Source organism: uncultured Campylobacter sp., from assembly GCF_937981295.1.
Classification (GTDB): Bacteria; Campylobacterota; Campylobacteria; order Campylobacterales; family Campylobacteraceae; genus Campylobacter_B.
This window is the reverse complement of sequence record NZ_CALJPC010000060.1, coordinates 1-14,248: the sequence shown is the minus strand read 5'-3', so window position 1 is coordinate 14,248 and position 14,248 is coordinate 1. Positions and strand designations below refer to the sequence as shown.

Annotated in this window: 12 protein-coding genes; 10 read left to right on the top strand and 2 right to left on the bottom strand. The window is 45.5% G+C overall.

Annotated features, from left to right (window positions below; genetic code table 11):
* Positions 1-8 precede the first annotated feature (8 nt).
* From Q0135_RS04925 to Q0135_RS04880, 10 genes are all read left to right on the top strand, one after another.
* A complete protein-coding gene (locus Q0135_RS04925) occupies positions 9-1,091 on the top strand; it encodes a type IV pilus twitching motility protein PilT (protein ID WP_005871218.1) in 1,083 nt (360 codons plus the stop codon).
* The gene (locus Q0135_RS04920) at positions 1,091-1,768 is read left to right on the top strand and encodes a CvpA family protein (RefSeq protein ID WP_100067315.1); all 678 of its coding nucleotides are present in this window, start codon (positions 1,091-1,093) and stop codon (positions 1,766-1,768) included. Before Q0135_RS04925 ends, Q0135_RS04920 begins: the two co-directional genes overlap by 1 nt.
* On the top strand, positions 1,765-2,232 hold the full coding sequence (locus Q0135_RS04915) for a Fur family transcriptional regulator (protein WP_005871221.1): 468 nt from the start codon (positions 1,765-1,767) through the stop codon (positions 2,230-2,232). The genes Q0135_RS04920 and Q0135_RS04915 overlap by 4 nt, the downstream gene beginning before the upstream one ends.
* 1 nt (position 2,233) lies before the next feature.
* The gene (lysS, locus tag Q0135_RS04910) at positions 2,234-3,730 is read left to right on the top strand and encodes a lysine--tRNA ligase (RefSeq protein ID WP_297988764.1); all 1,497 of its coding nucleotides are present in this window, start codon (positions 2,234-2,236) and stop codon (positions 3,728-3,730) included.
* Positions 3,730-4,977, top strand: coding sequence for a serine hydroxymethyltransferase (locus Q0135_RS04905; RefSeq protein ID WP_297988762.1), 1,248 nt, complete (start codon positions 3,730-3,732; stop codon positions 4,975-4,977). The genes lysS and Q0135_RS04905 overlap by 1 nt, the downstream gene beginning before the upstream one ends.
* Before the next feature lie 94 nt (positions 4,978-5,071).
* Positions 5,072-6,103, top strand: a complete 1,032-nt coding sequence (locus Q0135_RS04900) for a hypothetical protein (RefSeq protein ID WP_297988760.1) — start codon at positions 5,072-5,074, stop codon at positions 6,101-6,103.
* Positions 6,103-6,888, top strand: a complete 786-nt coding sequence (locus tag Q0135_RS04895; RefSeq protein WP_297988757.1) for a shikimate dehydrogenase — start codon at positions 6,103-6,105, stop codon at positions 6,886-6,888. The genes Q0135_RS04900 and Q0135_RS04895 overlap by 1 nt, the downstream gene beginning before the upstream one ends.
* A gap of 323 nt (positions 6,889-7,211) precedes the next feature.
* Positions 7,212-7,418 (top strand): DUF4492 domain-containing protein, encoded by a 207-nt coding sequence (locus Q0135_RS04890; RefSeq protein ID WP_005871229.1) that lies wholly within the window; start codon positions 7,212-7,214, stop codon positions 7,416-7,418.
* 2 nt (positions 7,419-7,420) lie between these two features.
* The gene (locus tag Q0135_RS04885) at positions 7,421-8,944 is read left to right on the top strand and encodes a cytochrome ubiquinol oxidase subunit I (protein ID WP_297988754.1); all 1,524 of its coding nucleotides are present in this window, start codon (positions 7,421-7,423) and stop codon (positions 8,942-8,944) included.
* Between the two features lies 1 nt (position 8,945).
* Positions 8,946-10,052, top strand: coding sequence for a cytochrome d ubiquinol oxidase subunit II (locus Q0135_RS04880; RefSeq protein WP_297988751.1), 1,107 nt, complete (start codon positions 8,946-8,948; stop codon positions 10,050-10,052).
* Between the two features lie 346 nt (positions 10,053-10,398).
* On the opposite strand, the gene Q0135_RS04875 is transcribed toward Q0135_RS04880, so the two are convergent.
* Both Q0135_RS04875 and Q0135_RS04870 read right to left on the bottom strand, forming a co-directional pair.
* Positions 10,399-11,367: a putative transporter gene (locus Q0135_RS04875; protein ID WP_297988748.1), complete on the bottom strand. Its 969-nt coding sequence runs from the start codon at positions 11,365-11,367 to the stop codon at positions 10,399-10,401.
* Positions 11,367-14,099 carry a pitrilysin family protein gene (locus tag Q0135_RS04870; protein ID WP_297988746.1) on the bottom strand — a complete coding sequence of 911 codons (2,733 nt, stop codon included), beginning with the start codon at positions 14,097-14,099 and terminating at the stop codon, positions 11,367-11,369. Before Q0135_RS04870 ends, Q0135_RS04875 begins: the two co-directional genes overlap by 1 nt.
* Positions 14,100-14,248: the final 149 nt, after the last annotated feature.

The window sequence follows — 14,248 nt, the reverse complement described above, 5'->3', positions numbered from 1 at the left end:
GGAATTTTATGGAAGAAGTTCAAAGAAATTTAGTAGATATCGAAACCCTACTAAAAACCGTCGTTTTTAACAAAGCGAGCGACCTTCACTTAGTTTCGCGCTCGGCGCCTCAAATACGTATCGACGGAACATTGCGCCCGCTTGCCATGGATCCGCTTAAGGGCACGGATATAGAGTATATTTGCTACGCGCTCATTACCGATGCTCAAAAAAGTGCGCTCGAGGAAAATAAAGAGCTCGACTTTGCGATCGAGCTTCCTAATATAGGACGCTTCCGTGGCAACTACTACTACACTATGAACGGCGATTTGGCTGCCGCATTTCGTATTATTCCTATCGATATTCCTAGCCTGGACGATTTAAAAGCCCCTACGATTTTTAAAGAGGTAGTTAAGCACGAAAAAGGCATGATTTTGGTTACCGGACCTACGGGTAGCGGTAAATCAACTACTCTTGCCGCGATGCTAAACGAGATCAACGAAAAAGAGCGCAAGCACATCATCACCGTTGAAGATCCGGTCGAGTTCGTCCATACCAATAAAAAAGCGCTTTTCTCTCACAGAAATATTGGCACCGATACCCATTCCTACGCTAATGCGTTAAAATTTGCCTTGCGTGAGGACCCGGACATTATCCTTGTGGGCGAGATGCGTGATAGAGAGACTATCTCGATTGCTATTACCGCGGCTGAAACCGGTCACTTGGTATTTGGTACCCTACACACCAACTCCGCGATGCAGACGATCAACCGTATTATAGATAGCTTTGATGGCGGCGAGCAGCTCCAAGTGCGAAATATGCTCTCCGTGTCACTTACCGCGGTCATTTCGCAATCGCTTTTGCCAAAGCTTGGCGGCGGACGTATCGCGATCCATGAAATTTTGCTAAATAACAATGCCGTAGCGAATCTAATCCGCGAAAACAAGGTGCATCAAATTTACTCTCAAATGCAGCTAAATCAGCAATCTACCGGTATGATAACTCAAACTCAAGCGATGGTTAAAGCGATCCGTGCAAATCAAATTTCAAAAGATACGGCGTTTAGGTACTCGACTAACCTGCAAGAGTTAATAGGCGTGGTGGGTGCTTGATGGAAGGTATTAATTGGTTCGACGTCGGCTGTTTGGTACTCGTAGTGCTCTTCGGATTGCGCGGCATCACTAATGGCATTGTAAAAGAAATTTTTGGAATTTTGGGTCTCATCGGCGGTCTTTTTGCCGCGATGCGTTATAAAACTATGGCAGGCGAGTGGATTGCAGCAAAAATTCCAGCTTTGCAGAATGCAAACGGCGTGCTTTCGGGCGACACGACGCAGGTTCTCATCGGCTTTATCGCTGTGCTTTTTGGCGTATGGATCTCGTGTCTAATTATAGGCGAAATCATTTCAAAATTCTTTAAATGGAGTGGACTCGGATTTGTCGATAAGATCGGCGGTTTCGTGTTTAGCGTAAGTAAAATTTTCTTGATTTTTGCCGTTATTGTTACACTTGCAAGCGGTCCTATGTCGATGAATGAACAGACCAAAAAGTATTTTGAAAGCAGTAAAACTGCGCCGATTTTCTTAAAAATCGGAAACTGGATTTTAAATCTCAAAGACGATCCGAAGATCAAGCAAAGCTTGGATTCTATCGGTTCTAAGATGGATGATAAACTCTTAAAAGATCAAAATTCTACTGCTCGTATGAACTCGGATCAAAATCAAAGCACTGAACCTAGCGATTTTAACGCCAGTTCAGAAGTAAATTCTACAGAAAGGACAAAATTATGAATGCAAAAATCGAAAATTTAGAGTTTGACGCTCTAATTGTTGAGTTTAAAAAGGCACTTGCCGCTAGCGGTCTAAAATATACCAAGCAGCGCGAGGTTTTGCTCCGCACGCTTTATAACAATAACAAACACTTTACACCTGAGGCGCTTCACAACGAGATCAAAGCGAAATTCCCCGAACTAAACGTAGGCATAGCGACGGTGTATCGCACCTTAAATTTGCTTGAGGATTCGGGGATGGCTACGTCGATCTCATTCGGCGCGCAGGGTAAGAAATTTGAGCTTGCGAACAAGCCTCACCACGACCATTTAATCTGCAAAAGCTGCAATAAGATCATAGAATTTCAAGACGCCACTATTGAGCGAAAACAGCTTGCCGTCGCCAAAGAGCACGGTTTTACGCTTACGGGGCACATGATGCAGCTGTATGGAATTTGCCCTGAATGCGCGGCAAAAAGGAAGTAGATTGTTTGATAGCCAGTTAGAAATCCAAAGGATAGACAAGGCGTCGGAACTTCGGAATTTGGGGGCTAATCCCTATCCGCACTTTCTAAAAAAAGATATGAGCATAGCCGAGTTCAAAGAAAAATTCGGCTTCATAAAAGATACCGAGGATAAAAAAGCGAGCGAGGAGGTAAGCCTCGCCGGGAGGCTAAAGCTAAAGCGCGTCGCGGGCAAATCCACCTTTGCAAACATAGAAGATCAAAGCGGCAATATTCAAATTTATTACTCGCGCGACAGCATCGGCGAGGAGGATTACGCTAAATTTAAGAAAAATCTCGAAGTGGGCGATATAATTTTGGTGTGCGGATACGCCTTCGTCACCCAAACGGGCGAGTTTTCGATCCATGCTGGCAAAATAACGCTTGCGTCCAAAGCAATCTCGCCGCTTCCGGAGAAATTTCACGGACTAACCGACATCGAGATGCGCTACCGCCAAAGATACCTCGATATGATAATGAACCCCGAGATCCGCGCGGATTTCATCAAGCGCTCGATCATCGTTAGCGAGATCCGCAGCTTTTTTGAAAAGCATGGATTTTTAGAGGTCGAAACGCCGATGATGCACCCAATCGCGGGCGGCGCGAATGCTAAGCCTTTCATCACGCACCACAATGCTCTCGATGTCGATCGCTACCTACGTATCGCGCCGGAGCTGTATCTCAAGCGCCTCGTCGTAGGCGGCATGGAGGCGGTCTTTGAGATCAACCGAAACTTCCGCAACGAGGGTATGGATCTGACGCACAATCCGGAATTTACAAGCATAGAATTCTACTGGGCGTGGCATGATTATAACGACGCGATGAACCTAACCGAGGAGCTATTTAAAGCACTATTTAAGAGGCTTGGGCTGGGCGAAATTTTAACCTACGATGAGCGCGAGATCGATTTTTCAAAGCCTTTTGCGCGCATAAAGTATCTCGACGCGCTTACTCAGATAGGCGGCATCGAGCCACGTATCGTAAATGATCGCGAAAAGATCATCGCCAAACTCAAAGCCGATAAATTTGAAGTCAATGAAAAGCTCGATCTAGGCCACCTGCAGAGCGAACTTTTTGATAATTACGTAGAAGCTAAGCTCATAAATCCGACCTTCATCGTGGATTTTCCGATCTCGATCAGCCCGCTTTCGCGCAGAAGCGACGAAAATCCGCAGATAGCCGAGAGATTTGAGCTCTACATCGCAGGCAAGGAGCTAGCCAACGCCTTTAACGAGCTGAACGATCCGCTCGATCAATACGCCAGATTTAAGGCTCAAATCGACGCTAAAAACGCTGGCGACGACGAAGCTCACGAGATGGACGAGGATTACGTCCGCGCGCTTAGCTACGCGATGCCGCCGACTACCGGCTGGGGGCTTGGAATCGACCGCTTGGCGATGATTTTGCTGAATAAAAAATCGATCCGCGATGTGATTTTGTTCCCCGCGATGAGGCCGCTAAATTCTGAAAAGGAGCAGTAATGTCAAATTTAGAAAAATTCGATAATGAAATTTTTAGTCTAACCAACAAAGAGCTTGCCCGCCAGTGCGATTATTTAGAGATGATCGCGAGCGAAAATTTTACCTATCCCGAGGTAATGGAGGCGATGGGCTCGGTGCTAACGAACAAATACGCCGAGGGCTATCCCGGCAAGCGCTACTACGGCGGCTGCGAGTTCGTAGATGAGATTGAGCAGATCGCGATCGATCGCTGCAAAAAGCTCTTCGGCTGTGAGTTTGCAAACGTCCAGCCAAACAGCGGCAGTCAAGCCAATCAAGGCGTTTACGCCGCGTTTTTGAAACCGGGCGAGAAAATTTTGGGCATGGCGCTCAGCCACGGCGGGCATTTGACGCACGGCGCAAAGGTTTCAAGCAGCGGAAAGATGTATGAGAGCTTCGAATACGGCGTGGAGCTCGACGGCCGCATAAACTACGATAAGGTGCTTGAGATCGCTCAGATCGTAAAGCCGAAGATGATCGTTTGCGGTGCGAGCGCCTATACGCGCGAGATAGATTTTGCTAAATTTAGACAGATCGCAGATAGCGTGGGCGCGTTTCTTTTCGCCGACGTAGCGCATGTCGCAGGGCTCGTCGTCGCGGGCGAACACGCTAATCCGTTCCCGCACTGCCACGTCGTAAGCTCGACCACGCACAAGACGCTTCGCGGTCCGCGCGGCGGCATTATAATGACCAACGACGAGGAATTTGCTAAAAAGATCAACTCGGCGATCTTCCCTGGCATCCAGGGCGGCCCGCTAATGCACGTCATCGCTGCTAAGGCGGTCGGCTTTAAACACAATCTAAGCCCCGAGTGGAAGCTCTATGCTAAGCAGGTCAAAGCAAACGTTAGAGTTTTGGGCGAGACGCTGGTTAAGCGCGGCTTTGATCTCGTTAGCGGCGGCACCGATAACCATCTGATTTTGATGAGCTTTTTAAATAGAGATTTTAGCGGCAAGGACGCTAGCGCCGCGCTTGAAAACGCAGGTATTACGACGAATAAAAATACCGTGCCGGGCGAGACGCGCAGCCCGTTCGTCACTAGCGGCATTCGCGTCGGCAGCCCCGCACTTACCGCGCGCGGCATGAAGGAGAAAGAATTTGAGTTTATCGGAAATAAAATCGCCGACGTACTAAGCGACATCTCAAATTCCAAGCTTCAGGCGCAGGTTAAAGAGGAAGTGCGGGATTTGGCGCATCGCTTTATCATCTACGACCGCGCGATGTATTAAATTTAATAAATTCGGGTAAGCTTACCCGAATTATTTATTTCGTAAATTTTGCGTGGTAGAATTTACAAAGTAAATAATAATCTTAGGAGAGAGTATGAACGACAAAAATTTCGATATGAGCAGCATAGACGACATAGTGATCAATAGCGGCAATGTCGATAAGAACACGAATTTGAAAAAGGGTCTTACCGTCGCAGCCAGCGTCGTAGTTTTATTCTTAATCATTTTAATCATAATGAAGGCTATTAATAAAGACGATATTGATACTAACGCAGGTCTTACTATGCCTAGTGAAGAAGAGCTTGCCAAAGCGGAGCAAAAGCCTGCCGTACAAGTTCAAAAACCTGAGCCTTCGCAGCCTGAGCCTGTAGAGGTGAAATCAGAACCCAATACAGCATCTGCAGCTCCAACCAAAGTAGAGATAAAAACCCAGGAGCCTAATTCCGAAAGTAAGGTTGTTGCAAGCGCTCAGCCTGAAGCACAGAAAGTAGAAATCCAAAAGCCCGAAATCAAAGAAGAGCTAAAAAAATCCGAAGTTAAAATAGAAAGTAAAAAGATTGAGCCTAAAGACGAAGCTAAAAAGTCTGAAAAAACGGACGTAAAAAAGTCCGAGCCTAAAAAAGAGTCTGCAAAAGACGAGATCAAAAAAGAACCTTCTAAAACCGAAATTAGAAAAGTCGAGCAAAAAGTAGAGCCTAAAAAAGAACCTGAAAAACAAGCAAAAGCAGAAGTTAAAAAAGAGCCTTCAAAAACGGAAGCTAAAAAGGAACATGCGAAAGCTGAGACCAAGAAAGAGCCAGCAAAACCTGAGTCTAAAAAAGAAGCTAGCAAACCAGAGTCTAAAAGCGAGAACGTAAAGGCTGGCGTTGCAGCAAAGAGCACCAGCACTAGCGTGGCAAACGGCAGTTATGTGCAGGTTTTCGCATCCAATGCCTACGATCCAAATGGGTCTGATACCAAAAAAATCACCAAAAAAGGCTACAGCCCAATTGCGCTGCAAACTCACGTCGGAAGCAAGAGCGTGACTAAAATTTTAGTCGGACCTTTCGAGGGTGAGGCGCTACAAAAGGCGCTTAGCGATATGCGCTCAATCAACAGCGGCGCGTATATCTACCGAGTGAAATAGTGGACAGATTTGCGGTTTTCGGCAACCCGATCGCCCACTCACTCTCGCCGCTACTTCATAATTACGCTATAAAATTTTTGGAGCTGGACGCCTACTACGGGCGGGTTTTGCTGCAGCGCGGCGAGGAACTGCGAGCTAAATTTGAAGCTTTAAGGCTTACGGGCGCGAACGCGACCGTGCCTTTTAAGCTTGACGCGCTCAAAGCCTGCGATGTCCTAAGCGAGGCGGCGCAAAGGATCGGCTCGGTAAATACGCTGGTGCTAAAAGGCAGTGCGCTGCACGGCTTTAACACCGACGCCCAGGGGTTTTTCTGCGCGATCTTGGATTTTGGCGAGATTCGCAACGCGCTTATTTTAGGCGCGGGCGGCACGACGCGGGCGATCGGCTACGCGCTAAGCAAAAACGGCGTGAAATTCGACATTCTAAACCGCAGCGCAAAAGATTTTGACTTCGGCTGCGAGGAATTTTTTACCTATGAAAATTTCAAATTTAAAGATTACGATCTGATCGTCAATGCCACTGGCGCAGGTCTCAAAGATGACGCGCTACCAGCGCCCGAGGGGGTAATAGATGAAATTTTATCCCGCGCAAAATTCGCCTTTGATGCGATCTACGGCAAACAGACTCCGTTTTTACAAGCCGCGCGCACAAAAAATCTGCCCGTAAAAGACGGCAAGGAGATGCTGATAAATCAGGGCGCGCTTGCTTTCAATCTCTTTTTCAGCGGCAAATTTGATCTCCAAGAGATAGTTAAACTTATGAGTTATGCCGCAAATCTTCGCTAAATTTAGAGTTGAATACGACGCTAAATTCTATATTGCTCAAACGATTAAAATTTTGTCCTGCTTTAAATTTACCGCGTTAAACGAGATAATCCGCTAGCTTTATCTTTCGCGCCGCCCGGAGCGAAGTGAAATTTTAATCTAAAAAGCGGCGATACCGCACGATTTTTTTGAAAACGCGCGCTACGGCGCACCGCGATAGAGTTTGGAATTTTTTCCGAAATAGGATAAAATCAGCGTGAATTTTTCAAAATTTAAAGCTAAATTTTAATTAATTGTTATACAATAAAAAATATAAACTAATAATTGCTAAAGGTTAAAATTTGATGTTTTTCGGCAAAATTTTAAAATTTTATGCGCACGGATTTGCTTCGATGAAGCTTGGCAAAACGCTATGGGCGGTGATTTTGATCAAGCTATTTATAATTTTTGTGCTACTTAAATTTTTCATTTTCGACGAAAATTTAGATTCTAAATTTAAAACCGATCAAGAAAAAATCGATTTCATCTATAAAAATTTGACTAAGGAGTAGGAATGCAAGAGCTTGCTAGCGTGGATTGGTCGAGGGCGCAGTTTGCGCTCACGGCGCTTTATCACTTTCTTTTCGTGCCCCTAACGCTGGGGCTTAGCTTTATCGTGGCATTTATGGAGAGTCTATATGTCGCGACCGGCAAACAGGAGTGGCTCAAGATCACTAAATTTTGGCTGCGCCTTTTCGGTATAAATTTTGCCATCGGCGTCGCGACCGGCATCATAATGGAGTTTGAGTTCGGCACCAACTGGGCGAATTATAGCTGGTTCGTGGGCGACATCTTCGGCGCGCCGCTTGCGATCGAGGGCTTGCTCGCGTTTTTCTTGGAGGCCACCTTCTTTGCGGTAATGTTCTTCGGCTGGGACCGCGTGAGCAAGAAATTTCATCTTCTCTCGACCTGGCTCGTGGCGATCGGATCAAATTTAAGCGCGTATTGGATACTAATCGCGAATGCCTGGATGCAAAATCCGGTGGGTACGAGTTTTAATCCAGATACGATGCGCAACGAGATGAGCAATTTTTTAGATATCGCGCTATCTCACTTCGGAGTGGCTAAATTTTTACATACTGTCGGCGGCGGCTATATTACCGCGGCGCTTTTCGTGCTTGGAATTTCGGCGTTTTATATGCTAAAAAACAAAGACTTCGCGATTGCTAAAAAAAGCTTCATCGTAGCGGCAAGCTTCGGTATGTTAAGCTCGCTTTTCGTGCTATTTAGCGGCGACGAGAGCGCCTATCAGGTCGCGCAAAAGCAGCCGATGAAGCTTGCGGCGATGGAGGGGCTATATAAAGGCGAAGTAAACGCGGGCATCGTCGCGGCGGGAGTTTTAAATCCGAGCAAAACCGCGGGAGACGATAAGGAGCCGTTTTTATTTGAGATCAAGGCGCCTTACGCGCTAGGACTAATGGCTACGAGAGGACTTGATAATTTCACTCCGGGCATCGATGATTTGGTATTTGGAAACGAAAAATTCGGCATCGAAGGCGCGGATAAAAAGATCGAAAAAGGCAAAATCGCCCTGCAAGCGCTGAAGGATTATAAGATCGCCAAAGACGCCAATGATACCGCAGCGATGCAGCAGGCGCGCGAAATTTTATTCGGCAACCAAAATATGCAAAATTTAGGCTACGGCTACCTTGACGACGCGAAGCAGGTCGTCCCTCCCGTGGCGCTTACCTTTTATAGCTTTCACGTGATGGTGGCTTTGGGAAGCTATTTTATCTTGCTATTTTTTGTGACGCTATTTTTAGCGATGCGAAAGAACCTCGCCGAATACAAGAAAATTTTATGGCTTTGCGTATTTAGCATTCCTTTGGGATACGTAGCGTGCGAGGCGGGCTGGATCGTAGCCGAAGTAGGGCGCCAGCCGTGGGCTATACAGGATCTCATGCCGGTGGGCGTCGCGGCTACGAGCCTAGCGGGGACGAACATAATGATCTCGTTTGCGCTCTTTGCGGTTTTATTTACGATTTTATTCATAGCCGAGATAAAGATCATGCTAAAACAGATAAAGATAGGATTTTAAGATGCACGAAATTTTTCAAATTTATTGGTGGTGCGTGGTTTCGCTCCTGGGCGGAATTTTAGTTTTTATGCTCTTCGTGCAGGGCGGTCAGACGCTGCTTTTTACGCTGGCGAAAAATGAGACCGAGAAGGATTTTATAATAAATTCCATCGGCAAGAAATGGGAGCTTACATTTACTACGCTCGTGATGTTCGGCGGGGCGTGCTTTGCGGCGTTTCCGCTATTTTATGCGACCAGCTTCGGCGGGGCGTATTGGGCGTGGATGGCTCTGCTTTTTTGCTTCATAATCCAAGCCGTCGCTTACGAATACAGAAAAAAGCCCGATAATTTCTTGGGCGCTAAAACTTATGAAGCCTTTCTTTTCATAAACGGCTCATTGGGCACTATCCTGCTTGGCATCATCGTCTCGACGCTTTTTAGCGGCAGCGAGTTCGCGCTGGGCGATAATAATTTCGTGCAGTGGAAAAATCCCGCTCGCGGGCTTGAAGCGCTGGTAAATCCGTTTAATTACATCTTGGGAGTTGCGTTATTTTTCTGCGCTAGGACGGGAGCGAGCTTATATTTGATGAATAATATAGCCGAGCCCGAAATGATCGCTAAGCTCAAAGCTTCGCTTAAATTTAACGCTAGCGCGTTTTTGGTTTTTTTCATCGCGTTTTTGGCGTGGATCTTGCTAAAGCAGGGCTATGCAGTAGGCGCCGGCGGCGTCGTAAGCCTCGAGAGCTTTAAGTATTTACATAACTACCTAAGCCTGCCTGCGGCGCTAATCTTGCTGCTGCTGGGTGTAGTGCTGGTGCTAGCGGGGATATTCAAAGGCGCATTTACAAGCAGCGTACGCGGAATATTTTTCTATGGCGTGGGCGTCGTATGCGCGGTAACGAGCGTATTTTTGATCCTAGGGTTAAACAACACGGCGTTTTATCCGTCAAATTTCGACCTGCAAAGCTCGCTTTCGATAAGCAACGCAAGCTCGAGCCTCTATACGCTTAAGATGATGTTTTACGTGTCGTTTCTAGTGCCTTTCGTGCTGGGCTATATTAGCTACGTTTGGTGGCTGATGGATGCTAAAAAACTCGATAAAGAGGGGCTTTCAAACGAGCATTATTAGGCGCGCCCGCTCTAGCGCGGCTTTTGCACGTCGTGCGGCGACGAGGAGTTGCTCTAGTGCGAGGCATTGCGTGCTTTTGCGCTTGGTTAAATTTCATATCGGCGGCGCTTTTTACGCGCCGCATTTATAAAAAATTTTAAGGATTAAAAATGGTCAAATCTTTAGTTTTCATCGCGATTTGGATGATCTTGCTCGTAGGAAGCTATAAATTTATAAAGCTAAACATTACTCATCACGAAAAAAGAGAGCAGTAAAAGGATAGAAATTTTAAAAGCTTGCGGCCTGGGATTTCACTTTAAATTTAGAAAGTGAAATTTTGGGCCGCAAGATACGGGCGAAATTTTATCTAGCCCTTGTAATCGATATTTTTTTCAAACTCTTTAAGTCGCATATGGATTGAGCGAAGCTCCGTGATCGTCGTCCAGTTATTCATAAAAATACTAAAACTACCGCGCACCTGATTAAAAGCATTGCTTACCTGAACCATAACTCCAAGCGTAATTACCTTAGTAAATAACCCAGGACCCATTATCAAGTAAGGCACGATCATTAGAAACTGCGAAAATGAGTTGAACCACATATCAAAATAGCAGTAATGCAGATACAGTTTAAAATAGTTATATTTGATCTTATCAAATAATGAAAGAATTTTTTCCTCGCTTGCGTAATTTATCTTATCCTCCTCCGCAAAAACAAGTTCTTTTCTAAAGGCCGCCTCGACCTTTTGATTGTTGTATTCCAGCCTCGGTAGATACCAGCCAACCAGCCAAGAAATTATTAGCCCACCGATGCTGATTGCAAGTGCAATCCAAACAAGTGAGCCCGGGATTTTTTTTAGAAATTCAAAAGGAACGTTGCTACTAAGCCCCCATAGCACAGGTATGAATGCAAACAGTGTCATAGCTGCCGAAAGCACTCTCGTACCCATTTCCTCGATAGTTCTTGAGAAGCGAAAGATATCTTCTTGGATACGTTGCGAGCTTCCCTCGATATCTTTACTTACCTTTTTCCAGTATGAAAAATAAGAAAAGGTCATCGCTTCCCGCCATTTAAATGTCCAAATACGAGCTGCATATCGTTCTGAAATCGCAGAGACTACGTAGGGCATCGCTATCCATAAAAAAACTTTCATCTGCGTATAGAAATCATTTAGTGTATGACGATCTATGTTTTGGCACATATCATAAAACGCGCGGTACCATTCGTTTATTCTCACATTTAAGGTAGTTTGATACCAATTAATCGCAATTAGAAAAAATATTCCAGAATATGCCCAAAATGCCCATTTTTTGTTTTTAAAAAATGAAGCAAACATCAATGCTCCTTTGGATTCAAAATCGCTGTAAATAGCCTATCGCTTAGCATTTGCGCCGCTTCCTGCACATCCGCGCTTTTTACTGCGTTTATGCTTGCCGCATAACTTTTTTCATCATAGAGCGGATAGCCGTAAAGCTCGTGCGCAGTGATATTAGCAAGCCAAAAATCGTTCGTCTGCGCAGCTCTTTTGGTCGATAAAATTTGCGCTTTTTTAAAATTTGAAAGCTCGCTATCTTTCGCACCGGAGCTTTCGATCTGTTTTAAAATTTCACTCACGCTTGCTGCAACGGCACGGGCATCTTTCGGCTCGGTAGAAAACGATACGTTCAAGCTCGCTGCGATTTGTGGCTCACGCACATAGGTGCTATGCACCATCGCCGAGTAAATTTGTCCGCGCGCCTCGCGGATCTGTTTGACGATGCGATTGCTTAGCACGCTTTTTAAAGCTTGAAATTTATAAGTGTCTGAAAAGTCAAAATTTTGCAGCTCATAGTTTGAAAAAATCATCCGAACTTCGCTTTTATCACTATCGCCGTAGTCTTGCACAATCTCGCCGCTAGAAGTATTTAGCATCAAAGTTTTAGGCGTAGCGCTGCTTGTGCCGGGCTTTAGATTGCCGATATATTTGGCTAGAATTTGTTTTGCGCGCGCAGGCTCAAAATCGCCGCTAAGCACAAAGATAAAATCTCCAGCACCTGAAAAAATTTCATCCGCATCGCGCTGTAAATCGGCAAGATTTGCGCTCTTTACGTCATCTACGCTAAGCGGCTGCTTACGAGCTATATCTCCTGAATATAGAGATTTTAAAATTTGCTCGCCGAATTTAAATTCCGCCGTCTCGTCTCGTAGCGCAATCGCCGAAAGCGCGTCGGTTTTATATTTTGTAAGCGAGCTTGCATGAATTAGCGGCTCGCTAAATCTCGCGTAAAGCTCGTGTGCCATCGCTTCCAGATCCGCTCCTGCGCCTCTAAAACCGCAGTCTGCGTCATCCATCCTAAATCTTAGCTTATAATCAAATTTTGAGGTCAAGCGTCCCGCCTCGTATTCGTTTAGCTCGCCTATGGTGCCTGAGTTTAGCAGCGCGGTTAGAATTTCGCCACGAGCCTTGCCGAAATGCGCGTAGCCACCTTTTTTAACGGCTGCGAGGACGATTTTATTTTTCTCGCTTTTAAGGGGTTTTAAAATTACGCGAGCGCCGTTTTTAAACTCCAAAATTTCAGTGCCGCTAGCGCCTTTTTGCGTTTTAAATTCCGTCTCTTTTAAATCTGCTCCCGCAAGCTGCTTGGAAGCAAGCTTCGAAGCAGCGAAATTAAACGGCAGCGCTTTTTCGTAGAGCAGCTTCGCGTCTTTTTGGCTAATGCCTAAATCCTTTGCCGAGATAATCTCTGTAAATCTCGCTCCATCCGTTATCTTTGAGAAAAATTTATTAACATCTGCTAGCGTTATTTCTTCTAAGGCCTTGAGGCTTAGATCGTGCTCGTCTTGCTTACTAAGCTTTACATTGCCGTTTTGTACGAAATCAAGTAATGCTCCTATTTGCGCACTTTGCGTATCGTTTTTAAGTAGATCGGCTTGCACTTGATGTTTAAATTCCGCCTTAACGCTATCAAAATCGTCATTGTTAAATCCGTGTTCGCGCACCCCTTTGATCGCGCTAAAAAGACTACTTAATGTGGCGTTGACGTCGAAATTAAAAATATTCGCGCTTATGCTGTATAGTCTGCGGTTTTTAAACAGATCGTCCGAGCCGAAATAGGCTTTAAGCGGAATTTTGGCATTTACATTCATCGCGTCGTATCCAAGCTCCATCAGCCTCGATACGTAGGCTTGCAGCCACTCATTTTTAAGCGCACCGTAGCTTCTTAGCGGCTCATATTTGCCTGCGTAAAGCACGCTAGCGACATTGGCGCCGAGCTCGGGCTCTACGGTGCTTGCTAGCCCGCCTTCAAATGGGCGTAGGCTAAGATCGCGCGGGATTTTTTCGCCGTGCGCGGAAAGAGAGCTAAAATTTTGCTTGATTAGGTTTTTAATCTGCTCAACGTTTACGTCGCCCACGACTATGATGCTAACGGCGCTAGGAAGGTAGTTGCGCGCGTAGAATTTTTTTAGTTGCTCGCTGGTGGCGCCTTTGATGATTTCATTTTGTCCGATCGGAAAGCGTCTGGAAAATATGGAATTAGGGTATAAATATGTGGCACGCTTTTCATAAAATCGCCTCTCAAAGCCTTTTTTTGCTTCCTCTAAGATGACGCCTTTTTCCTTTTGTGTTTCGTTCTCGTCAAATTTTACGCCGCCTGCATAATCTCGCAGTACCAAAAATATATCCTTTAGCGTCTCGTCGCTCACTTGGGCTTGGATGTTGTAGGTGGTGTTTTCAAAGCCAGTCTGTGCATTGAGATCGGCGCCGAATTTCACCCCTAGGCGCTGCAGAGTGTGGACTAGTTCATTTTTATCAAAATGTTCGCTGCCGTTGAACGCCATATGCTCGACGAAATGCGCAAGACCCTGTTCGTCATCATTTTCATCAACACTACCTGCGGCTACGTTGAGGTAAAAAAGCGCGCTATTTTTCGGCACATCGTTTTTGAGGATATAAAATTTCACGCCATTTGCCAGCTCGCCGTATACTACGCTAGGATCGAGCTTAAGCGGCATATTCGGGTTGGTATCTGCGGAGTAAAGGCTCAAAGAGCAAAGCAGGGTGGCGATAAAAAATATAAGCTTTTTCATAATTGTCCTTGGATTTAAAAACTTGCGATTGTAACAAAAGCTAGTTTAAAGTATGATTTTGCTAGCTTCGTTATAGGTGAAATTTTGCCAAAGATTTGGAATTTTTGGAATTTTTGGAATTTTTGGAATTTTTGGAATTTTTGGAATTT

What these genes read in the sequence shown, in the direction of transcription:
- Q0135_RS04920 (WP_100067315.1), top strand. Translation starts at nt 1,091, where the DNA reads ATGGAAGGTATTAATTGGTTCGACGTCGGCTGTTTGGTACTCGTAGTG.
- Q0135_RS04885 (WP_297988754.1), top strand. Translation starts at nt 7,421, where the DNA reads ATGCAAGAGCTTGCTAGCGTGGATTGGTCGAGGGCGCAGTTTGCGCTC.
- Q0135_RS04915 (WP_005871221.1), top strand. Translation starts at nt 1,765, where the DNA reads ATGAATGCAAAAATCGAAAATTTAGAGTTTGACGCTCTAATTGTTGAG.
- Q0135_RS04880 (WP_297988751.1), top strand. Translation starts at nt 8,946, where the DNA reads ATGCACGAAATTTTTCAAATTTATTGGTGGTGCGTGGTTTCGCTCCTG.
- Q0135_RS04905 (WP_297988762.1), top strand. Translation starts at nt 3,730, where the DNA reads ATGTCAAATTTAGAAAAATTCGATAATGAAATTTTTAGTCTAACCAAC.
- Q0135_RS04900 (WP_297988760.1), top strand. Translation starts at nt 5,072, where the DNA reads ATGAACGACAAAAATTTCGATATGAGCAGCATAGACGACATAGTGATC.
- Q0135_RS04875 (WP_297988748.1), bottom strand. Translation starts at nt 11,367, where the DNA reads ATGTTTGCTTCATTTTTTAAAAACAAAAAATGGGCATTTTGGGCATAT.
- Q0135_RS04925 (WP_005871218.1), top strand. Translation starts at nt 9, where the DNA reads ATGGAAGAAGTTCAAAGAAATTTAGTAGATATCGAAACCCTACTAAAA.
- Q0135_RS04890 (WP_005871229.1), top strand. Translation starts at nt 7,212, where the DNA reads ATGTTTTTCGGCAAAATTTTAAAATTTTATGCGCACGGATTTGCTTCG.
- Q0135_RS04870 (WP_297988746.1), bottom strand. Translation starts at nt 14,099, where the DNA reads ATGAAAAAGCTTATATTTTTTATCGCCACCCTGCTTTGCTCTTTGAGC.